The 23,118-nt window shown below is 41.5% G+C and carries 18 protein-coding genes and 2 pseudogenes; 7 read left to right on the top strand and 13 right to left on the bottom strand.

The window, feature by feature from the left end:
• Positions 1-347: 347 nt before the first annotated feature.
• Positions 348-590 carry a hypothetical protein gene (locus tag QUF86_RS08575; RefSeq protein WP_289334043.1) on the bottom strand — a complete coding sequence of 81 codons (243 nt, stop codon included), beginning with the start codon at positions 588-590 and terminating at the stop codon, positions 348-350.
• Positions 591-771: 181 nt separating this feature from the next.
• Positions 772-1,974, bottom strand: coding sequence for an aminotransferase-like domain-containing protein (locus QUF86_RS08570; protein WP_289334042.1), 1,203 nt, complete (start codon positions 1,972-1,974; stop codon positions 772-774).
• Positions 1,975-2,483: 509 nt separating this feature from the next.
• On the opposite strand from QUF86_RS08570, the gene QUF86_RS08565 reads away from it, so the two are divergent.
• Positions 2,484-2,714 carry a helix-turn-helix domain-containing protein gene (locus QUF86_RS08565; RefSeq protein WP_289326739.1) on the top strand — a complete coding sequence of 77 codons (231 nt, stop codon included), beginning with the start codon at positions 2,484-2,486 and terminating at the stop codon, positions 2,712-2,714.
• A gap of 551 nt (positions 2,715-3,265) precedes the next feature.
• On the opposite strand, the gene QUF86_RS08560 is transcribed toward QUF86_RS08565, so the two are convergent.
• Positions 3,266-3,430 (bottom strand): hypothetical protein, encoded by a 165-nt coding sequence (locus QUF86_RS08560; RefSeq protein WP_289314626.1) that lies wholly within the window; start codon positions 3,428-3,430, stop codon positions 3,266-3,268.
• Between the two features lie 411 nt (positions 3,431-3,841).
• On the opposite strand from QUF86_RS08560, the gene QUF86_RS08555 reads away from it, so the two are divergent.
• The 4 genes from QUF86_RS08555 to QUF86_RS08540 all read left to right on the top strand — a co-directional run bounded on the left by QUF86_RS08555 (position 3,842) and on the right by QUF86_RS08540 (position 9,340).
• A complete protein-coding gene (locus tag QUF86_RS08555; protein ID WP_289314625.1) occupies positions 3,842-4,759 on the top strand; it encodes a proline dehydrogenase family protein in 918 nt (305 codons plus the stop codon).
• Between the two features lie 57 nt (positions 4,760-4,816).
• Positions 4,817-6,358 carry an L-glutamate gamma-semialdehyde dehydrogenase gene (pruA, locus tag QUF86_RS08550; RefSeq protein WP_289334041.1) on the top strand — a complete coding sequence of 514 codons (1,542 nt, stop codon included), beginning with the start codon at positions 4,817-4,819 and terminating at the stop codon, positions 6,356-6,358.
• A 156-nt stretch (positions 6,359-6,514) separates the two neighbouring features.
• Entirely contained in the window at positions 6,515-7,981 is a 1,467-nt protein-coding gene (putP, locus tag QUF86_RS08545) for a sodium/proline symporter PutP (RefSeq protein ID WP_289334040.1), read from the top strand.
• Between the two features lie 138 nt (positions 7,982-8,119).
• Positions 8,120-9,340 (top strand): PucR family transcriptional regulator, encoded by a 1,221-nt coding sequence (locus QUF86_RS08540; RefSeq protein ID WP_289334039.1) that lies wholly within the window; start codon positions 8,120-8,122, stop codon positions 9,338-9,340.
• Positions 9,341-9,464: 124 nt separating this feature from the next.
• Here QUF86_RS08540 and QUF86_RS08535 read toward each other — a convergent pair whose 3' ends face one another.
• From QUF86_RS08535 to QUF86_RS08505, 7 genes and pseudogenes are all read right to left on the bottom strand, one after another.
• Positions 9,465-10,169, bottom strand: a complete 705-nt coding sequence (locus tag QUF86_RS08535) for an MBL fold metallo-hydrolase (RefSeq protein ID WP_289314621.1) — start codon at positions 10,167-10,169, stop codon at positions 9,465-9,467.
• 238 nt (positions 10,170-10,407) lie between these two features.
• Positions 10,408-10,655: pseudogene (locus tag QUF86_RS08530) on the bottom strand (alanine:cation symporter family protein); the annotation flags it as partial.
• A gap of 105 nt (positions 10,656-10,760) precedes the next feature.
• Positions 10,761-12,413 (bottom strand): glycerol-3-phosphate dehydrogenase/oxidase, encoded by a 1,653-nt coding sequence (locus tag QUF86_RS08525; protein WP_289334038.1) that lies wholly within the window; start codon positions 12,411-12,413, stop codon positions 10,761-10,763.
• A gap of 758 nt (positions 12,414-13,171) precedes the next feature.
• Complete coding sequence (glpK, locus tag QUF86_RS08520) at positions 13,172-14,662, bottom strand: glycerol kinase GlpK (protein WP_289314618.1); 1,491 nt, start codon at positions 14,660-14,662, stop codon at positions 13,172-13,174.
• Positions 14,663-14,683: 21 nt separating this feature from the next.
• The gene (locus QUF86_RS08515; RefSeq protein WP_289314617.1) at positions 14,684-15,508 is read right to left on the bottom strand and encodes an MIP/aquaporin family protein; all 825 of its coding nucleotides are present in this window, start codon (positions 15,506-15,508) and stop codon (positions 14,684-14,686) included.
• 236 nt (positions 15,509-15,744) lie between these two features.
• Entirely contained in the window at positions 15,745-16,287 is a 543-nt protein-coding gene (locus tag QUF86_RS08510) for a glycerol-3-phosphate responsive antiterminator (RefSeq protein WP_089361795.1), read from the bottom strand.
• A 160-nt stretch (positions 16,288-16,447) separates the two neighbouring features.
• Positions 16,448-16,885, bottom strand: a complete 438-nt coding sequence (locus QUF86_RS08505) for a hypothetical protein (RefSeq protein ID WP_289334037.1) — start codon at positions 16,883-16,885, stop codon at positions 16,448-16,450.
• A gap of 120 nt (positions 16,886-17,005) precedes the next feature.
• On the opposite strand from QUF86_RS08505, the pseudogene QUF86_RS08500 reads away from it, so the two are divergent.
• Positions 17,006-17,266, top strand: a pseudogene (locus tag QUF86_RS08500) (MFS transporter); the annotation flags it as partial.
• A 99-nt stretch (positions 17,267-17,365) separates the two neighbouring features.
• Here QUF86_RS08500 and QUF86_RS08495 read toward each other — a convergent pair.
• The 3 genes from QUF86_RS08495 to QUF86_RS08485 all read right to left on the bottom strand — a co-directional run bounded on the left by QUF86_RS08495 (position 17,366) and on the right by QUF86_RS08485 (position 20,982).
• Positions 17,366-17,890 (bottom strand): hypothetical protein, encoded by a 525-nt coding sequence (locus tag QUF86_RS08495; protein WP_289334036.1) that lies wholly within the window; start codon positions 17,888-17,890, stop codon positions 17,366-17,368.
• A gap of 276 nt (positions 17,891-18,166) precedes the next feature.
• Positions 18,167-19,267: a CaiB/BaiF CoA transferase family protein gene (locus tag QUF86_RS08490; RefSeq protein WP_289314614.1), complete on the bottom strand. Its 1,101-nt coding sequence runs from the start codon at positions 19,265-19,267 to the stop codon at positions 18,167-18,169.
• 230 nt (positions 19,268-19,497) lie between these two features.
• Positions 19,498-20,982 carry an amino acid permease gene (locus QUF86_RS08485; RefSeq protein WP_289314613.1) on the bottom strand — a complete coding sequence of 495 codons (1,485 nt, stop codon included), beginning with the start codon at positions 20,980-20,982 and terminating at the stop codon, positions 19,498-19,500.
• 470 nt (positions 20,983-21,452) lie between these two features.
• Between QUF86_RS08485 and QUF86_RS08480 the strand changes: the two genes are divergently transcribed.
• On the top strand, positions 21,453-23,078 hold the full coding sequence (locus QUF86_RS08480; RefSeq protein ID WP_289334035.1) for a M4 family metallopeptidase: 1,626 nt from the start codon (positions 21,453-21,455) through the stop codon (positions 23,076-23,078).
• The last annotated feature ends 40 nt before the right edge of the window (positions 23,079-23,118 follow it).

The following is a 23,118-nucleotide window of genomic DNA, read 5'->3' as shown; positions in this document are numbered from 1 at the left end:
TTATCCGATAAGTCAATTTATTTTTTCTCATTCGGTACTTGTACTACTTTTAGTTATAATAAATAAGATAATGCCAAGTTAAGGAAAACTCTATTTAAATCTGTTGAATTTTCAAATTTATCTATTTTTCAAGTCCTTTTCCCATAATAAGAAAAAGCTTGTTTTCTATTCAGTTGAAAGATAAATCTACATCAATATTTTTTTTAAAAAAAGTACCATTTAACATAATGGTACTTAACTCTGTTTTATAAACTTATAATACAAGTTTGACCACCTCATACCTAAGTGCACAATTGCACTGTATTGCACAGAGCTAATTTTTTTATTTAATTTATCTAACTCATTTATCAAAAATCAGTGATATCAACCAATAAACCTGCACTGTTTTTTCTTATTTTATTACGTTTATCTAATCTAAAATAGCCAGTCCCCTCTGGCAGCGTAGAGGTCAGCGGTTCGATCCCGCTATGCTCCATATCCAAAAACCCTTGTGTAGCAAGGGTTTTTTTCTTTGACTTAAAGGAAAAACATCGCGCGCTGATCATATTTTGGCTATAAAAACGGTCACAATTTGCCACTTCTTCTTGCATGTTTGGAAGAACATGTGAATATGTATTTGCCAGATGCCACTTCTTTGCATGCCTATCCCAGCTAAGATTTAAAAGAATTTGTCGATATGATCATCGCGAAAGAGATAAAGAATCCTTTTATAACAAAAAGCCTACCCCCTTTAAGGAAGTAGGCGCATTCAAATTTAAAACTAACAATCCTTCAGGACATTTCATGAAAAAAAGATGCGATAAGCTGTCCTAGTCTTCTAGTTCCCTCGATTATTTCTTCCTCATTAGCATAACTGAACGAGAGCCGGAGAAACTCGGTTCCATCCTTTTCATCCAAGAAAAAGTACTTCCCTGGAACATACGAAACACCCTCAGCTAGAGCCTGTGATAATAATTGCGACGTATCCATACCTGGAATTCTCACCCATACAAAGTAACCACCATCTGGTACATACCAGGAAACGGATTCTGGAAGGAATTGTTCCAACGAATGGATTAACGCAGTACATTTAGCACGATACACATTTTTCAGAAGGTCGATTCGTTTCTCAAAATCCGTGTTTTCTAAGTATACAGCCATTGTACTTTGAGCAAATGGATGGTCTAAATCTTTTTTAAACCACTCTAATGCCTTAATGAATTCACTTTCTCCTGCTATCCATCCAATCCGCATTCCCGGTGCCACTACTTTGGATAATGAACCAACGTGGAGGACTCTTCCGCGTGTATCAAAAGATTTTATTGGCAGCGGATTTTCATCGAAGGCTAATTCTCCGTATGCATCATCCTCTAGAATGAGGAAATCAAACTCGATGGAAAGTTCCAATAAATGCTTCCGCCGCTCAGTTGTCATAGTCGTCCCAGTTGGATTTTGAAAGGTTGGAATGGTATATAGAAAACGCGGGAGGGTTAGACCTTTACGTTTCCTTTCATCCAGCATTTCTTTTAATAGGTACGTTTGGAGTCCATTTTCATCTATAGGTATACTAATAATCTGCTTCGTATAGTTTTGAAAAATCTCTAAAGCCTCCATATAGGTGGGAGATTCTACAGCTACTACCGCTTTATCGTCAAGGAGTATGCGGGCAATAAGATCAATCCCTTGGCAAGCACCTGATGTAATCAAAAGCTGTTCTTCCAAAACGCGAATTCCACGATCTTCAAGTCTTTTCTGGAGTTGCTGCTTCAGTCTTACAATCCTTGGACTTCCGATATAATGGAGCGGCAAATCCTGCTCCTCATCAAGAAGTCCGGCTACAGCTACCTTGAGCTCCTCAGCAGGAACGAGCGCAGGATCAGGATAGCCTGAACTCAAACGAATACAACCACCTGGCAGGTCTGACATCCATGCACCGGGCGGATCATTCTTAAGTGCCGCTTTAATGTTTTCAGGAAAAAAAGATTCAACATTCACTTCAACCATACCCCTTCCTTCAATCGAGCCTTAATTGATTCTCACAATTTTTGTGGATAGCTGCCTTTTTAAGAGATAAATCATAAATTTCTATCCGTTAGCCTTTGATCTCCATCTGCTTTAATGTATAGGTAGACCGACTTATGGTAATAAAGAAATACCATATTCACTTCTTCATCACCCGCACTTTCCATACATAGCTGGGCCAATTGTTACCTTCAAACAAAAATCCCCTTTTTTTATTTATGTTTGCCTTTTTCACGCCAACTCATTTTTGAATATTCTGACACCTATGTATTATAACATTTTTCGTTAATCCTTATTTACTATAGTGAATGGATATTTCATTATTCTGCCGTTAGTATAAGGAACCCTGGCAACCTTACACATATATTTTATACATCCAATTGCTTACTTTGTCCCTAATACCAAATTTTTGCGAAACTATGCGTATATTTTTGTGAAAGTTGGACGAGACTGCTAGTAAATTAATCTAGGAGGTTATCAAAATGTTTAGATTCGGGAAAGGAAAGCCACGAAGTAAGGTCGGCAAATTCATCGATAAGCACGGATATTCACAAGAGGAGTTTGTAAGTGCGTCCGGAATCTCACGCAATACGATAAGCAGAGTTTGCAGCGATCCCAAGTATGTGCCGTCAGCCGGAGTATTAAAGAAAATCATGAAGGCGGTTCGAAGTATAGATGCTGGCGCAAAGGCAGATGACTACTTTGATTTATAAACAAAAAGGCCCAGCGTAATGGCCGGGGCTAAATGTTGATACTCTCCTTATCCATGCTCCCTAAGTCCAAACTTTCCTTTCGCTGGAACAGCCGCATGTCCTTAACTTCCCAGGCGTATTCTCCCACTGTGGGGCTCCTAAAAAAAACCATTGCCTTGATCCACTTGTCCATCTTCCAGTATTGCCTGCATCCCGTTATTTTCAATTACCTTCAAACAATTTTCAAGCTTACATACACCAAAGATCATACCGGTTGGGAGATTGTCCAGGCGCTTTTGGTGAGGAGGCTTGGCAGCCAGTCGGAGGAAAGGGAGTGGATTTCTGAAATCAACTGGAACGTTTACTAAATAAAAAAACTGTAGGCAAATTATTCGAATTTGTCTACAGTCTGAAATCCCCCACCTCCATTATGAGCGGGGATTTTCTTCATTTTCGGATGATATGCTTATTTCTTGCAGTTTTTTTGTTCCTTTTAGACAAACCCTGCAGGGATTTCTATTATCAAGGGCTTGTTATCGATTAGGGACAAAGGGTTATTTATTTCGCTTCAGCTATTTTCGCCTAACCATTTTCTTTATGAACTGAACCACAGGCGACACAATGGAATCATGTACATTCGTAAGGGCATAACCGATCAGCCCCAATATTACCAGGGCCATTATTAATCCTATTATCAAACCCGATGTTTCTCTAAGTTCTTCAAGTACAGCATCCATTCCTTATCCTCCCCGGCTTGCCGATGCGACTTATTTTACGGTTTATCACCCATTTTACTTCTGAAAGCTTCATTAATCGTTTTATCTTCGAAATTTGCACCCATTCCGTTAAATTAGGTTCATTATAACGCATTGGATGATTATGGTCGAGGTGCCACTTTTAAACGTATTTATTGATGACCTTCACATCATCGCTTCCTGATAAAGCCTTTATTTCTAGCGTTTCTCTTTAAGTTAAAATATAAACCTTCGTTTCTTTCCGATCATAAAAGAAAAAATGTAAACCTTTTCATTTGTCCATAACCGACAAACGGAAGGCACAATTATTGTTTTTTTGAAACATTGTGAATATTGTCGAATAATCGTAAGCTTAATTTATTGAAATACATCTTCTTAGGGGGTGCGCTTTATATGGAAGCCATTACAAGGGACTTTTTCTTATTTTTATCTAAAAATAATCTGCTTAATAATATTGCTAAAAAAAGCGGAGGAAGTTTTGCTGCTGGAAAGATCATTGGGGGAACTGATTTCCAAAGTTCCATTAAATTTATTAAACAACTTAATAATAGTGGCTTATCGGTTACAGTCGACCATCTTGGGGAATTCGTTGATTCTAAGGAAGTGACTCAGGAAAGGACGGCAGAATGCATCGAAACCATCGAAATGATCAGCAGGGAAAAACTTGATTCACAAGTTTCACTGAAGATGACTTCTTTGGGACTCGATATCGATCATAATCTGGTCATAGAGAACATGACGAAAATTCTTGATACAGCAGAAAAGCATAAAGTCATGGTCACGATCGACATGGAAGATGAAGTTCGCTGTCAGGCAACAATCGACATTTTTAGACAGTTCAAGGAAAAATACAGCTGCATAAGTACTGTTCTGCAAGCATATTTATTCCGCACAGAGAAAGATTTGGAGGACCTTGCCCAATATAAGCCATTCCTGCGTCTCGTAAAGGGTGCCTACAAGGAATCTCCAGAGGTGGCTTTTCCCGAAAAGGATGATGTAGATGAAAACTATAAAAAGTTGATTAAGCAAAGTCTTCTTAACGGTAATTATACAGCCATCGCCTCACATGATGACAAAATCATCGAGTATACAAAAGAGTTGGCTAAGAGGCACAACATTCCAAATACACAATTCGAATTTCAAATGCTTTATGGCATGAGAAACAAAACACAATACGAGTTGGTCAAGCAAGGTTACAAAATGCGCGTCTATGTTCCATATGGTCTGGATTGGTATGGATACTTCATGAGAAGGCTTGCAGAAAGGCCATCCAATATTGCCTTTGCATTCAAAGGGATGGTCAAAAGCTAAATATACATTTAATATTCTAATTGTTACAAAAAATCTATAAAAAGGTGTGAGTAATCAATGATTTCATATAAACACGAACCATTTGTTGATTTTACAAACGAGGAAAACAAAAAAGCGTATCAGGAAGCTCTTCAAACTGTTGAAGGCTACTTAGGGCAAGACTACCCTCTTTATATCGGGGCAGAGAAAGTGACGACTGATGAGAAAATCGTTTCATATAACCCTGCAGATAAGGAAGAGGTCATCGGCCGAGTATCGAAAGCGAACAGGGATCTTGCTGAAAAAGCCATGCAGGAAGCGTCTTTAGCTTTTGAAAGCTGGAAAAAAGTGAAGCCGGAAATCCGTGCTGACGTTTTATTCAAAGCGGCTGCCATCATTCGCAGACGCAAGCATGAATTCTCTGCGTTATTGACAAAAGAAGCAGGAAAACCTTGGAATGAAGCTGATGCCGATACAGCTGAAGCAATCGATTTCCTTGAATTCTATGCCCGTCAAATGTTGACGCTTAAAGATGGTGTGCCTGTACAAAGCCGTCCGGGAGAATATAACCGCTATGATTACATTCCATTAGGAGTCGGCATCATCATTTCTCCTTGGAACTTCCCATTTGCCATCATGGCAGGTACAGCTGTTGCAGCTATCGTTACTGGTAACACAATCCTGTTGAAACCAGCTTCGACCACTCCTATTGTCGCTGCGAAATTCGTTGAAGTGATGCTTGAAGCAGGCCTTCCAGCAGGAGTATTGAATTTCGTTCCAGGGAACGGAGCCGAAGTGGGCGACTACCTGGTAGATCATCCAAAAACACGTTTCATTTCCTTCACTGGTTCACGTGATGTAGGTCTGCGCATTTACAAACGTGCTTCAGAAGTGAACGAAGGCCAAGTTTGGCTAAAGCGTGTCATTGCTGAAATGGGCGGAAAAGATACGATCGTCGTCGACAAAGAGGCTGATCTGGAATTGGCAGCTCAATCGATCGTGAAATCGGCATTTGGCTTCTCGGGACAAAAATGTTCTGCTTGCTCCCGTGCTGTCATAGTAGAAGATGTATATGATCAAGTTTTGGATCGCGCTGTCGAGTTAACTAAACAACTGACTGTCGGTAATCCTACAGAGAACCACTTCATGGGTCCTGTAATCGATCAAGCAGCTTTCGACAAAATCATGAGCTATATTGAAATCGGGAACCAAGAAGGACGCATTCTGACTGGAGGAGAAGGAGATAGCTCTAAAGGCTACTTCGTTCAACCGACAATCGTCGCTGATGTCGATCCGAAAGCCCGTTTGATGCAAGAAGAAATCTTCGGACCAGTCGTTGCCTTTACAAAAGCCAAAGACTTTAACGAAGCTCTTGAAATTGCCAATAACACAGAATACGGTTTGACTGGGGCTGTCATTACGACAAGTCGCCTTAACATGGAAAAAGCACGTGAAGAATTCCATGTGGGGAACTTGTATTTCAACCGCGGCTGTACTGGTGCAATCGTAGGTTATCAGCCATTCGGCGGGTTCAACATGTCAGGAACCGATTCCAAGGCAGGCGGACCGGACTACTTGCAGCTTCATATGCAAGCTAAAACAACATCAGAAACGTTCTGATAATGTTCCATCAAGCAGTTTGAATACTCGTTTTGGTTATGTATCTTCCATTTTGCGATACAAAACCAAAATGAGGGTAAATGGAGGAAGTGACAAATAGGTTGCTTCCTCTTTTAAAACAAAAAAATATATATTTCAACCTGAAGGGAGTCTTTTATGGATTACGCATTAATAATTTCCATCAGCATTTACATGGCTGGCATGCTTTTCATTGGTTACTTCGCTTACAAACGGACTTCCAATTTAAATGATTATATGTTGGGCGACCGGGGCCTTGGTCCTGCTGTCACTGCATTAAGCGCCGGCGCTGCGGATATGAGCGGTTGGCTTTTGATGGGGATGCCTGGTGCCATGTTCGCAACAGGACTAAGTTCCATCTGGATCGTAATCGGCCTGACGCTAGGCGCCTATGCGAACTGGCTGTATGTTGCGCCAAGATTAAGAACCTATACGGAAGTCGCCAATAACTCCATTACGATCCCCGCTTTCCTGGAAAATCGTTTTGGCGAGGGTTCACGGATCCTAAGGCTCATTTCCGCTTTAGTTATCCTAATTTTCTTCACCTTTTACGTTTCTTCCGGTATGGTATCCGGCGGAGTCTTATTCCAAAGTACATTTGGCCTTGATTACCATACAGGCCTATGGATCTTAACAGGCGTCACCGTTGCCTATACTTTATTCGGCGGATTCCTGGCAGTAAGCTGGACAGACTTCGTTCAAGGAATCATCATGGTCGTTGCCTTGGTTCTTGTACCGATCGTCACCCTTTTCCATGTTGGCGGTTTCGGTCCTTCCATAGATACGCCACGTTCCATTGATCCAGCTCTATTGAATATTTTCACGGGGACGAGCTTTTTAGGAATCATCTCATTATTTGCTTGGGGACTTGGTTACTTCGGCCAGCCGCATATCATTGTCCGCTTTATGGCGATCAGCTCTATTAAGGAAATCAAAAAAGCCCGTACTATCGGGATGGGCTGGATGATTTTCTCCAGTGTCGGTGCCATGCTGACTGGATTCATCGGTATCACGTATTTCCATCAGAACAACCTGAAGTTAGATGATCCTGAAACGATTTTCATAGAGTTAGGTGAAATACTATTCCACCCACTTATCACTGGTTTCTTGATTTCTGCGATACTGGCAGCCATCATGAGCACGATTTCTTCGCAGCTTTTGGTTACGGCCAGCTCTTTAACGGAGGATATGTACAAAACTTTCTTCCGTCGTTCCGCTTCAGATAAAGAGCTTGTTTTCCTGGGCAGACTTTCCGTACTGACCATATCCATCATAGCGCTCATTCTCTCTTGGGAACAGAATGACACGATCCTTGGACTTGTCGGCTATGCATGGGCTGGATTCGGATCTTCATTCGGTCCATTGGTCATACTAAGCCTCTGCTGGAAACGGATGACAAGATGGGGCGCTTTAGCAGGGATGATCGTCGGTGCCGGGACTGTAATTTTCTGGTCCATGGCAGGATTATCCGATACGCTTTATGAAATGATTCCTGGTTTTGGCGCGAGCTTGATTGCCATCATCGTGGTCAGTCTTCTTACAGCGAAACCATCTAGAGAAGTAGAAGAAAAGTTCGACGAATTCGAAAGAACATTAAAACAATAATAAATCCCCTGAAAGGCACGGTATATGAAATTTTTTTCATATACCGTGCCTTCTTTGTGCTTGCCCCTATACACATCATCCGTTTATAAGTATTATTAGACTAAGTTATCATCCAATTCAAAAAACAGGGGGCCATATATGTCATTAGAAAAAATCCTTACTCTCACAAACATCAACGATATAACGGATATGGTCAGCACTTATTTAAAAAAACCAGTGGTCATCGAAAATGACCAATTTTTATTGCTGTCATATAGTTCATATTATATCGATCACTTCGACCAAGCCAATCGGCAAACCATTTTCACAAAGCATTGGCCGATTCCAATCTTGGAGAAATTCATGGATGAGGGCATTGTCGAACAGCTTAAAACGGTGCAGCATCCCTTTAGGGTGAAACAAATCGAGGAAATCGGTTTAAATCAAAGAGTCGTTGTAAGCGCGGTACACAAAGGGCAAGTCTTCGGATTCATATGGGTTCAAGAGACGGAAATGATGACTGATTCCGACTTGGAATTTTTGCATGAGGTTTCCCATCATATCGGCAAGCTCCTTTATCAGAAAAAACAGATAAACATGAAAAAAGATGAAGAAAAAAATGAGTTTTATCAAAAGGTCATTGATGAAGTCTATCAAACTGAAAACCAAATAAAATGGGAAGCCGCCAATATGAATCTCCTCATTCCGGAAACTTTCCTTGTAAATGTCTTTACCATCGCTCAATCCGATGCGGAACATTTCGATGAATTAACGGATACAGTCAGTCTATTCGCCAATGCTTTGAATCATTTTTCCCATGTATTCACAAACCAATTGAAGATCATCGTATTAATTGGCAGCAACGGAAAAGGGAAAGAACTCCTTTCTGAAAGCGCCAATGATTTAACGAATACGGTTCTTTCCCAATTCAATGATCAAAGGGTGTTTCCGGGAATCGGAAATGAATATTCTTCGATTCTTCAATTAAGGAAATCCTACCTCGAAGCCCTGGAAGTGATCAATGCAGCGAAGTTCATCGGTAAACCTGGACAGCTTCCTTTCCAATATAGCAAGCTAGGGATTTTCCGTTACCTCGAAATGATCTCCCATCATCATACTAAAACGAATTATATCAATATGGATTTACAGATTCTTCAAAAGAAGGACCAGGAAAGCCAAACGAAACTCCTTCAAACATTGGAAATATATCTGTTGAACAATTGCCGGATCAAACCGACAGCTGAGCAGCTATACATTCATACCAACACATTGAAATATAGATTGAACCAAATAGCCGATCTCACTTCAATCGATTTTGATGACTTACACTCAAGAATACAACTCTACATCGATTTACAGCTTATAAAGCAAAAATCTTAAGGCATTTCGCTTTTACGGTTAAAAGATTCAAACAGCTAAAGAGTGAGGAGCACGGAGACCCATCAGCCGTGTTCCTCACTCTTTTTGAAATAACACCTCAATATGCCGGCACTTTCCCATTCTTTCATTGTTGGAGTTTTAATTCAGCTTCAACTATTGCTTTGTCCATGGAATTCCCAGGTTGTTCTAGCATCTTTCCATGACCTACAGCAAGCAAATGCGGATTAAGACTTCTTAATTTCTTTGCACTTTCAAGGGCAATGAGTTTATCCCATGTAGCAAAGGCCGGGAATGGAAATAAAGGTTTAATGATTCCAGAAATTGCAGTTCCACCCCTTGTCTGCAGAGCATCCCCGACAATTAAACTATGATTCCGGGTATCAAGAAGCGATATCGAACCAGGGGTATGCCCAGGTGAATAAATAACTTCCAATGAACCGATACGGTCGCCCTCTTTAAGCAGTAAGTCGGGTTGAGTTTGAATGTTTTTGGGGACTCCACCGCGAATTGGATTTTCATTTTGTAAGGGGCTGGAATCACCAGCCAGTAATGATGCTTCCCTGATAGAAATACTCACCTGCACATCAGGCATTAACGCTTTTAGCCCGTCTAGTGCACCGACATGATCATCATGTGCATGAGTAACTATTATTCTTGTTATCGGTTTTCCAATAATCCGCGCCGCCTTCAAAATACTTTTTCCGCTATAGGGTAAAGCTGCATCTACTAGTGTAAGGCTATCCTCTTCTTCTATGAAATAACAGTTTACGGGAAATACGCGTGGCATGAAAGATAGTTGATATACTGTATCGACCTTTGTCAGCTTCATCTTTAATCAAACTCCCTCACACACTTATATAATTACAATCATAAATACTATGATTATTTACTCAATAATATTCCATCCTTTTAGTCTTTCTATGTAAACTAAAGCCTCACTGGTTATGTTCACAATTTCAGTTTTGTCCTAGTTATCGCAATATGATAAAAAACCAGCTCTCAAATACCTAAAGCTGGTTTTTCATGTATCTCCATATATTTATTAATTTATTTCAGGGCATTTCTCTTCATGAAACGTTTTCCTTGTCTCCGGTGTATTCATGCTCCCAAAAGAAGGCGTTTTTTATGCCTAAAGCTTTGGGATCGAAAACCAGAACCACCCCCGCCTTCTTTTGCGTTTCGTAATCCTTTAACACAATAAGCGCCGGTTTAGCCAGAATTAAAATGGCAATGACATTAAGCCATACCATAATGCCCAAGCCAGCTCTGCCGTACGGACGGATCCATAGAAACTGGCTACCAGTATGATGAGCTTCCAGGCACCATGGAAAACCTAACATGATAGTTTCGTCTTTCATTTCCTTCCCGAATCGAAAAAAACGCCAGCGATTCCGCCGGCATCATGTTTTTTGCATATAAGTCAAGATACTCTAATCGCACCGAGTATTTCCCGTTCCAATTGATTGGTTCTCTCCATTTTTGTTGATTCCGTCCACCCGAAATATCCAGCCATATATTCAATCACTCCACTTTTATGCGTTTGGACTAAATCGATATCGAATAACAGGGTCCCGGTCCTGCGGAAGAAGAAGTCCACTGGAGTTGCGGCCATTTCATGATCTAGTGCGTATTTCAGCTGAACGAACAATTTCTGCGGAAGGCCAATGCTTGCTGCTCCGTCTCCTTCGCTTTTTACGATATCGAATAACACAGGTGCGTTGGACCCGTACATGGCCAATATTTCTTCGGAGTCCTTACCGGCAAGTCCTGAGTCCACTCCCATTTGAATATGTTGCTTGATATAATCGGAGAAGTTGCTTGATCCTCCGACATCCCCTCCTGAAATCGGCATTCCTTTAGTGCTGCTGGTTGGGTAAGTCTTATTAGATTGCTGGGAAAGCTTCCCTGCCACAAGATCGACCGTCGTTTTTGCCATTTTGCGATAACCGGTCAATTTACCTCCCGCAATCGTGATAAGACCCGAATCGGACTCCCATATTTCATCTTTCCTTGATATTTCAGAAGGGTCTTTTCCTTCTTCAAGAATCAACGGTCTTACTCCAGCCCAGCTTGATTCGATATCATCATCGGAAATTTTCACTTCTGGAAACATATAATGTATCGACTTTAATAAATAGGCACGGTCCTCGGATGTAACGGATGGCACTGCAGGATCACCATCATAAAAAGTGTCCGTAGTCCCTACATAAGCTTTACCGGCTCTCGGGATGGCAAAGATCATCCGTCCATCAGGTGTATCAAAATAAAGCGCCTGCTTCAACGGGAACTTCGATTGGTCGATGACCACATGGACACCCTTGGATAACTTCAGCGTTTTCCCTTTTTTCGATTGATCTTTCTCACGGATGGAATCCACCCATGGACCTGCTGCATTAATAACTTTGTCTGCGTATATTTCATAAGCATCACCTGAAAGTAAATCGGCAACTTGGACGCCGTTCACCTTTCCATTATCATATAACAATTTATCTACTTTTGTATAATTTATCGCCGTTGCACCTTTATCGACAGCTGCCTTCATCACTTCAATCGTCAGACGAGCATCATCTGTCCGATATTCGACATAGTAGCCTCCGCCTTTCAGTCCCTCTTTCTTAACGAGGGGCTCCCGTTTTAGTGTTTCATCCGCCGAAAGCATTTTCCTGCGTTCGGCTTTTTTAACACCTGCAAGGAAATCATATACACGGAGTCCAATGGAAGTACTGAATTTCCCGAAGGTGCCTCCTTTGTGCATCGGTAACAGCATCCATTCCGGCGTGGTCACATGCGGTCCATTTTCATAAACGATTTCCCGCTCTTTACCAACCTCAGCAACCATTTTTATCTCAAATTGCTTCAAATACCTCAAACCACCATGGACCAGTTTTGTCGAGCGGCTTGAAGTACCTGCCGCAAAGTCCTGCATTTCAACCAATGCCACTTTCATCCCACGGGTCGTTGCATCCAGGGCGATTCCTGCACCGGTAATTCCCCCACCAATGACAATTACATCATATTTTTCTTTTTTCAGAAGTTCGATTGTTTCTTCCCGATATATATTTGAAAACCTCATCCCTGACTCCTCCTTTAAGTAATGCTCTCTATTGTCGTGTAGCTTGAATTACTCGTGAATTCGCGCTATTTACTCGTGAATTCGTGCTGTTTACTCGTGAGTTCGCACTGTTTTCTCGTGGTTCTGCACGTTTACTCGTGAGTTCGCACTGTTTTCTCGTGGTTCTGCACGTTTACTCGTGAGTTCGCACTGTTTTCTCGTGAGTTCGTGCTGGTTATTCGTGAGTCCGTGTTGTTTACTCGTGAATTCGCGCTGGTTACTCGTGGTTCTGCACGTTTACTCGTGAGTTCGCACTGTTTTCTCGCGGTTCTGCACGTTTACTCGTGAGTTCGCGCTGTTTACTCGTGAGTCCGTGTTGTTTACTCGTGAATTCTGCACGTTTACTCGTGAATTCGCGCTGTTTTCTCGTGGTTCTGCACGTTTACTCGTGAGTTCGCACTGTTTTCTCGTGGTTCTGCACGTTTACTCGTGAGTTCGCACTGGTTACTCGTGGTTCTGCACGTTTACTCGTGAGTTCGTGCTGGTTACTCGTGAGTTCGCTTATATTCAATTGGTTCATTTGTTCTCATAGTTTCTCATTCGTATAGATATTAATATCCCTAATCTGCCTTTAAAAAACAAAAAAGAGAGACCATAAATGCACATTATCGTATTCACGATAACGCATTCATGGTCTCTCCTGTTCTCCGGCCGAGTTATTAACTTGATTTCAGTATAGCATACTCCAGCTCATTTGAGAAAGAATTCACCTTGTTTTTTTATTTAAACGCCATTGCAGCGTGTACAGCTTTTTTCCAGCCCTCATATAATTTATCACTATCTTGCTCTTCCATGGATTGTTTGAAGGTTTTGTCCACCGCCCATTGCCGAGAGATTTCTTCTTGATCCTTCCAATACCCGACAGCAAGTCCCGCTAAATACGCAGCCCCCAATGCCGTAGTTTCGTTTATGGTCGGCCTTTCGACAGGCACCCGTAATAAATCGCTTTGGAATTGCATTAAGAAGTCATTCTTGACTGCACCGCCATCCACTCTCAACGTCTGCAGCTCGATTCCTGAATCCGCCTCCATTGCATCAAGGACATCCTTCGTTTGATACGCAAGTGATTCAAGTGTGGCACGAATGAAATGTTCTTTGGAGGTACCGCGCGTCAAACCAAAAACGGCTCCCCGTACTTCACTGTCCCAATATGGAGTTCCAAGGCCTACAAAAGCCGGCACTACATATACTCCATCCGTACTTTCCACCCGTTTTGCATAGGCTTCGCTATCCTTGGCATCATGAAGCATCCGCAGACCATCTCGCAGCCATTGGATTGCGGAGCCAGCTACGAATATACTGCCTTCCAGTGCATATTCGACCTTCCCATTCAATCCCCAAGCAAGGGTCGTCAATAGTCCGTGGTCGGAACTGACAGCCTTTTCCCCTGTATTCATGAGCATGAAACAGCCTGTGCCATACGTATTTTTGGCCATGCCTTCATTAAAACAGGCTTGGCCAAATAATGCTGCCTGCTGATCACCGGCTGCTCCGGCAATCGGAATAGATTGGCCGAAGAAATGATACTCGACCGTACGTGCATACTCCTCGGATGATGGTCTTACTTCCGGCAGCATCGACTTCGGTACAGTCAATATCTCCAGCAGTTCTTCATCCCATTTCAGTTCATGAATATTGTACATCAATGTCCGGGATGCGTTGGAATAGTCCGTTACGTGAGCCTTGCCTCCTGAAAGCTTCCAGATTAGCCAAGTATCGATGGTACCGAATAACAGCTTGCCTTCCTCCGCCTTTTGTCGTGCCCCTTCCACATTATCGAGGATCCATTTCACTTTCGTTCCGGAAAAATATGCATCTATCAACAATCCCGTTTTATCCCGGAATAAATCATTAAGTCCCTTTTCCTTCAAATCATCACAGATTTCACTTGTTTGTCTTGACTGCCATACAATCGCATTATAAACAGGAGTACCTGTCTCCTTATCCCAAACGACTGCCGTTTCACGCTGATTAGTAATCCCGATACCGGCAATTTGCTCTGGCTTTACACCGGATTCCGATAGTACACCGGCAATCACTGCCAGGATCGATCCCCAAATCTCATTGGCGTTATGCTCGACCCAGCCTGGTTTAGGGAAATGCTGCGTGAATTCCTTTTGGGAGGAATGGACGATTTCCCCCTTTTCGTTAAATAAAATCGCCCGCGAGCTTGTTGTTCCTTGATCTAATGATAAAATATATTTTTCCATAGTGTATGCCCCTCCTTTTAATTAACTAGCGATATTCCTGCTTTCCAATTCATGTGACTGCTTTTTCCCAAATGCATAGGCTAATACCAATAGTACCAAGCTTGCACCCAAAACAGACCAAAATCCTACTGTTATATCCCCTAAAAAGAATGCTTTATAACAAACGGCACCAAGTGAACCCCCAACAATCGGTCCAACTACCGGAATCCATGAATAGCCCCAATTCGAATTGCCTTTACCCGGTATCGGCAGCAAAAAGTGAGCGATGCGGGGCCCCAGATCACGGGCTGGGTTTATGGCATATCCTGTCGTTCCCCCAAGTGACATCCCGATCACGACAATCAATAAACCGACAGCGAATGGGTTCAGACCCTCTGTAAAATCATTGGCACCTATGAATAATAAACCAAGAATAAGGATGAAAGTTCCAATCATTTCACTTAATAGATTTGAAAATGTATGTGGGATAGCTGGTGAAGTCGCAAACACACCAAGCTTCGTTCCTGGATCATCAGTAGCTTTCCAGTGTGGCAAATAGTGCAGGAATACTAGAGTTGCCCCCAGGATTGCGCCAATCATTTGGGCAACGATGTAACCAGGCACATCACTCCATGGAAACTCTCCAATAATGGCAAAACCTACTGTGACCGCCGGATTTAAATGCGCCCCGCTTATGGATCCCACTGCAAAAACACCCATGGTGACAGCCAGTCCCCACGCAATCGTGATAACGATCCAACCGGCATCTTTAGCATAAGATCCCTTTAAGGATGAACCCGCTCCAATACCTGCTCCGAATAAAACTAAAATCATTGTGCCTACTACTTCTCCCCAAAATGGAGTCATGAATAAAACCCCTCCCCTGATAATTTAAAAAACCTTGCAAACAAATAAAAGGAGATTCACAGCAGAACTATCCTCATAAAAAAATTATGAATAGATCTGTTGTGAATCTCCTAGTCTCCGTCACATATATTAACTTGTAATGTAAAATATACTAGGTTGTGAAAACGCTGTCAATTATTTTGTGAAAAATTAATCTATTTTCCTGTAATTTTTTTCAAATTCCTCGTTCTACCCTATTAGACGATATCCCATAATTCAGTTTTGGAAGTGGTGATTGCCGACGCTCCAGCATCAAGGGCGTTCAGGACCTCGTCAGAAGTACGTATGAGACCGCCTGCAAAAATGGGTGTTTGTAGTCGTTCCTTCACTTCTTTTATCATCCACGGCATAGCCCCCGGCAAAACTTCGATATAATCCGGCTTGGTTTTCTGCACCAGCTTATAACTTTTCTCCAGCGCATGTGAATCTATTAAAAAGATTCGCTGGATGGCAATGACCCCCTTTTGCTTCGCTTTCAAAATAACGTTTGATTTAGTCGAAATCAACCCATATGGATTATACTCCTGACAAATGAATTCTGTCGCATATTCATCACTTCTTATGCCATGGATCAAATCGACATGATAAATCATTTTCTTATTATGCTGCTTTGCCATCATACTTACATTTTTCAATTGTGATATATGCAAATCAAGAAACACGCCTATTTCATAGGAACTTTCTAAAAATCTTTCGAAATCCTTCATGCTTGCCGAAGCAGGCAAAATCTTCTGGTCCATTATTTCCCCCCTTATCTCTGGAAAAACTAAAACTTTTAGTAATTCAGTATATTTTAAAGAGCTTGGTTTTTCAAACACATTTTAATGAATCGCCACCCTATCCATCCCTACACTAACATACCTGGCATCCCCTTTATATATTGCGGCTAAAAACGTTCCATCATAAAGAAAGTTTCATTTTCAATGCACCATCGACCAGTTCAAATGATTTAATTGTGCCCACCGGGATTTTTCTCACGATGTTCCAAGCATCAACATTCATTTTGATCATTCTATTTTCAAATTCAAAAAATGGCGGTCTGTTAAATATCCTTTGGTTGATGAAACTCCTGTCAAGCGGTTCCATTTCCACTAATTCAAATGATATCGTTCTTTTTTCCACGTGAACCGGTTTTAATGTAATCCTGAAAGCTACGTTTTTCTTAAACATCATTTTTTTCACTTCCGTCGTTCCGGAAAGCACTATATACTTTGGCGTAATCTCGACTTTAATATCCTGATCAGATGATTTCATCTTTATGATTCTCTCTATCATAGCTGCAGTTACCGTTATCGGTATGCCATTTCCAAATATATTGGATGGATCGAATGCATTCATCCTCGTATTCCCCTCCAACTTTCAATATCACAGTTCATAAGGAACGTCGGTTATAACATATGCCGGGTTAACGGATGCAGTTAACATTTCCTGAGTTAATAATCGATATATTCTAATGAATGGTCATCAGGGCCGACACAGCAATATCATTTAGCCACCCTTGAGCCTGAATCATCAGGAGTCATGCTCGGTCTCAATCAGTCGATGATGCAATTGGCCATGGCTGCCGGTGCTGGGATTGGCGGTGTTGCTGTAGAACATGTATCCCTTGCTTCCATAACCTGGATCGGTGCAACGGGGGTTGCCATTGCCATGGTCATTGTTCTGGTCCTTTCAAGTTCATCGTCAAGCAGTAAAATAGCACAGTCCATTAAATCCTAGACCGTTATATAAACATTCATCATAAGGCTAGATTTTACCTTATGATAAATCCTAAAGCCGAAAGCAACAAAAAAAGAACGCCCACCAGCACGTCCCTTTTTACTTGCAGCTATCTTCATCATCCATTTTCTTCACAAAAATATCATCCGTCACCCTATCTTTCAGCTTGTTCCTCAAGGCCAATTCCGCAGCCTTCCCATCACTGGGCGACCCGTCCGAGAAATACATCGGAAACAAGGAGAAAAACATAATATAGAAAGAAAAATATATGAACTGATACCAGATTACCGAGCTGTCCAGGATATTCTGATACACTAAGCTATATATGATCAGCATGCTGACTAAATTAAAGATAGCCCCCCCTAAATAAATCAGCGTATTCGTTAATCGATTATCATGTTTCAATCCTTTGAACTCGCAAGTCCCATTCCAAAAATAATATTTCCTCACCTCTATGTTCCGAAAGGAGAAAAGTTTATTACCACAACCGATCAAGATTTTCTTTTCTGATCCCCCAAAAATTGTAACAAAGAAAATATGCCCGCTCAAATGTATCAGCGTAACGATCGGCAAGATCAAAAAAAAGGAAAATAGAAATTTAAAGATATCAGAGAGACCAAACATGTTTAATCAACCCTCCTTATCAGAGCAATTTTCTCAAAAACCCTATTACTGGGATGTTACTCTGATACCCTGTCCAAAATAGTTATAACTAGTAAATTTTCACAGTAGTAGTATGTTGCTTTCCGTCAGTGTTAAGAGAACAATTGGTTCTTCCACTGCTTAATTCGGCTGTTTCCTTCTTAATTCTACCTAACTCCAACTTATTTCGCCCTTCAAAAAAAACAGGCTATCTCTTTTCAAAAAAACTCGGAAAAGTGATAGCCTTTACATCATTATTTAGCGATTGGGGGTGCGAAGAATTTCTGCGTTGTTTTCTCCTGGCCTCAAGCCTGCATGTTTATATTCAGGGGTGAAAACCGATGTTTTAATCGGGCATGCGATTTGCTTCTGGGCATTTCCTTTTCCGTCAGGTACCTCGACAATCATTCCCCTCTCCTTCAAATGGGGGTGTTCGGCCGCTTCAGTGAAGGTCAGCACTGGTTCTGCGCAGGCCTCGAAATCAGCGAATATTTCCTGCCATTCATGAAAATCTCTTTCGAGGAAAGCAAGTCGGATGGCCGTTTTAAACCTGATTCCGCTTTCTTCATTGCTTTTCATGCTCAGTTCATACAATTCGGGTGCACCGATCGCTTCACATAATGCTTTTCGAAAAGGGGGCTCAAGGCTTCCAACCGAAAAATAACGTCCATCTTTCGTTTCATAAAAGTCATAAAAGGACCCTCCGTTTAACATCAGTTTTTCTGGTTCAAGCTCGAGGCCCCCTTGTAAATTCAGAGGTGCGGATATGGCATTCAAGGCAAAACTGCAGTCGGTCATGCTGATGTCGATGGCTTGGCCTTCTCCTGTTCTTTCCCTATGAATGACTGCAGATAATATACCGATAACAGCATGCAGTGAGCCTCCAGCAAGATCTGCTATTTGGGTTCCGTTTTTTGCCGGACCGTCCTTTTTCGTACCGGAATAGCCTGATAAGCCTGCAATCGAAATATAATTGATATCATGTCCCGGTCGGTCTTTATAGGGACCGGTCTGGCCGAAGCCAGTGATGGAACAGTAAATCAGCTTCGGATTGATCGATTTCAATGCCTCATACCCCAGTCCTAGGCGTTCCATGACACCTGGACGGAATTGTTCAATGACAATATCGTATTCCTTCACTAGATTTTTTACGGATTCGATGGACTCAGATTGTTTTAAATCAAGTGTGATCGACTTCTTCGATCTGTTAAGATATTGGTTCACACCCCATGAATCCTTTGCTCCCGGCCTCTCTACTTTCAAAACGTCCGCTCCTAAATCCGCTAGCATCAAAGTGGCAAATGGGCCTGGCAGTAACGTTGAAAAGTCCAATACTTTTAAATGAGTCAATAAGGTCATCAGCCGTGCACCTTCCCTTTCCATTGGAAATATTAAAAGCTTTCCCCGTCGTTCTGTACATGCAATTTAGCAGAGTTTACGATTATCATATAACACCTCCTACAAGATTTGTATAAATTTCCATTTAACAAAAATAAAAAGCTAGGAATCAGCTTCCTAGCTTTTGATAATGAGCCTATAGAAAACAAGTAAAAGCCGGACAAATTATCCGGCTTTTACTTTAAGCTTGTTCATTCGTATTTTTTGTCGAAGTCAAACTCGACTTCATCAAGTTTAACGAATTTAGTCTTTCTTACCAGTTTATAGCCAAACCATAAACCAAGGAAAAGCGGGATTCCTAGGTACGCAGCTATAACACTGCCCCAATCAATCTGGTCTGAGAAAAAGGCTTGGATATTTTGAGACAGGATGACGATCATGCCAATTGCAATGGCAAAAATCGGACCTATCGGGAACCATAATGCCTTATATGGCAGCTTCTCCAAAGAATGGCCTTGAGCGATGAATGCTTTGCGGAAACGGTAATGGCTGATGGAAATGCCCAGCCAAAAGATGAATCCTGTAATTCCAATGGCATTCATTAACCAAATATACACTTTACCATCACCGAATACGGAAGCTAAAAAGGCTAGCATACCGATGGAACATGTCAAAATCATCCCTGCAACCGGTACCCCTCGTTTATTAAGTCTTGCAAAAATACGCGGTGCTTGGCCATCTTTTGCCATGGAATATAGCATACGCGTAGATGCATACAGACTAGAGTTACCTGCTGATAACACCGCTGTTAAAATGACTGCATTCATAAGTGAAGCTGCAAAAGCCACTCCAGCCTTTTCAAATATGAGCGTGAACGGGCTTACCATGACGTTATCCCCTTGTAAACTTGAACTTGTATAAGGGATAAGCAGTCCTATCACAAAGATTGCCAATACGTAAAAGAGCAGGATTCTCCAGAAGACACTTTTAATGGCCTTTGGTATATTCCGTGCAGGATCTTCACTTTCACCGGCAGCCACGCCGACGATTTCAGTACCTTGAAAAGAAAAGCCAGCCGCTATGAACACGATGAAGACACCCATGAACCCACCCGGGAATGGCGCGTCATCGACGGTGAAGTTTTTAAATCCTACTGCTTCGCCGCCCATAATGCCGATAATCATTAATATCCCAACGATTATAAAAATAACGATGGCTGTAACTTTTATGAAGGAAAACCAGTATTCGCCTTCACCATACCCTTTAACCGATAAATAGTTTAATAGGAAAATGAGCACCAAGAATGATGAACTCCACAACAATGATGGACTATTCGGAAACCAAAATTTCATGATCATTGTTGAGGCTGCCAACTCTGCCGCTATGGTCATCGACCAATTGAACCAATACGTCCATCCCAAGGCAAACCCAAATGCCGGATCGACGAATTTCGATCCATAGGTACTGAATGATCCGCTTGTCGGCATAAAGGCTGCCAGTTCCCCTAAGCTTGTCATCACGAAGTAAACCATTGCCCCAACTAAGGCATAAGCAAGTAATGCGCCGCCTGGCCCAGCTGTATGAATGGCTGCCCCGCTGCTAAGAAACAGCCCTGTGCCGATTGCCCCTCCAATGGAAATCATCGTTAAATGTCGGGATTTTAAACCGCGCTTTAATTCTTGTCCTTCTTGCTGTGGAGGATGCTGAAAGACGTCATTTTCTTGTTTTGGTATCATAAATTTTCATCCCTTTCTATATAAGCGCTTACATGTATGGGGAAATCCATTTAATAAATTTTCCTATTTCATAGACTTTCAAATAGACCTAATTTACAATTCGAATCTTCCTTTCTGAATCCTTCCTGAATTCCCTTACTGAATATATATGCAATTTTCATGCCAAATTTACAAAACCGCAATATTCAACAAATTAACAGAAAAAATGACAGAATAGACAAAACATTTTGCACTTTATGCCACGTTTTTTTGCACTTTATGCCAAGTTTTTTTGCACTTTTTATTCATATGGTTCAATTTAAATACATTCCAAATATTACTAGAAGAATATCCAGAAAGAATATTTCTATTAAAAACCATTTTTCCCCATTTTATTCCTTTAATTGTCATATTTTTTGCATGTTTTCTCCATTTGATAATATATGAAGCAAATGTAAAAATGAGGTATTCTCATGAAGGAGTTGAGTGTTATGAAAGGTAAGGTATTTTTAGGAACTGCACTATCCATCGGTCTATTATTTTCTGCTATTCCCCATCAAGAAGCTTTAGCGGCAAAAAATGTGTTAAGTGTTGAAAAGTATAATAAGCATAAGGATTCGCTAGAATTCAAGTCTGGGAAACTTACGGACCCATCGAAGCAAACGGCAGAAGATATCATTCTTACCTTTTTTGACGAAAACAAAAAGTCTTACAAGCTAGAAAAGCAAAAGGCGAAAGACTCCTTCATTATCCAGAAAGAAAGCAAGGATGAACTTGGCAATACCGTCCTTAGATTGCAACAAACCTATAAAGGGGTACCTGTATGGAATTCTACACAAGCAGTATCGATTGACGCTAAAGGGGTTTTAACGGTCGTATCCGGTACGGTCGAAGCCAATCTAAACACGAAATTAGAGAAAAAGGCTAAAAAAGGCATCAGTAAATCAGAAGCTATCAAAATAGCGGAAACAGATCTGGGGTTCACTCCTGCCTATGAACAATCCCCTGAATCTGAGCTATATGTATACGCAAATGAAGGCAAGGCGGATTATGTATATAAAGTCAATTTGAATTTCTTAAGTCCGGAACCAGGAAATCATAATTATTTCATCTCAGTCAAAACGGGGAAAATACTGAATAAATATAATACCCTGGATGAAGTGACGGGAACCAATTCCGTAGGAACGGGCACAGGAGTATTAAACGACACCGTGTCGTTGAACACTACCTTATCCAACGGTAATTACTATTTACAAGACAATACACGCGGCAAAGGCATTTTCACTTACAATGCCAATAACCGTTCAAGATTACCTGGCACACTCTTTTCCAACACAACAAATACTTTTACCACTTCTACCGATAAAGCTGCTGTAGATGCTCATTTTTATGCGGGTAAAACTTATGATTATTACAAATCCACATTTGGACGGAACTCTTATGATGGAAATGGAACCATCCTGAAATCAACCGTTCATTATGGCTCGAGATACAATAATGCTTTCTGGGATGGCACCCAAATGGTTTACGGTGATGGAGATGGCACGACGTTCATCCCATTGTCCGGCGGTCTGGATGTCGTTGCACATGAACTGACGCATGCTGTGACTTCCACTGAATCGAATCTTACCTATCAAAATGAATCCGGTGCTTTGAATGAAGCGATTTCTGATATTTTTGGCACAGTGGTCGAATTTAAGAATCAAAGTGCCAAAGCGGATTATTTGATTGGAGAAGATATTTACACACCTAAAACTTCCGGTGATGCACTCCGTTCAATGGCTAACCCAACATTGAATGGTGACCCTGACCATTATTCGAACCGTTATACGGGCACGGGTGATAATGGCGGAGTCCACACGAACAGCGGAATCATAAATAAGGCAGCCTATTTGATCTCTGCAGGCGGCACTCACCATGGCGTGACCGTCTCCGGGATCGGTATCGATAAACTTGGGACAATCTTTTACCGGGCAAACACGACTTATTTAACTACCTCATCAACCTTTTCACAAGCCAAAGCGGCAGTCGTACAAGCTGCAGCTGATTTATACGGTTCAACCAGTGCCGAAGTCACAGCTGTCAAAAATGCCTTTACAGCTGTCGGTGTGAATTAAGGGATTTACCTATATGAACGACACCTCCCTAGCTTCACTT

The sequence above is a fragment of the Peribacillus sp. NJ11 genome, assembly GCF_030348405.1.
In the GTDB taxonomy this organism is placed as follows: domain Bacteria; phylum Bacillota; class Bacilli; order Bacillales; family DSM-1321; genus Peribacillus.
The sequence above is the reverse complement of the archived record's forward strand: the minus strand, read 5'-3'. Positions and strand labels throughout refer to the sequence as shown.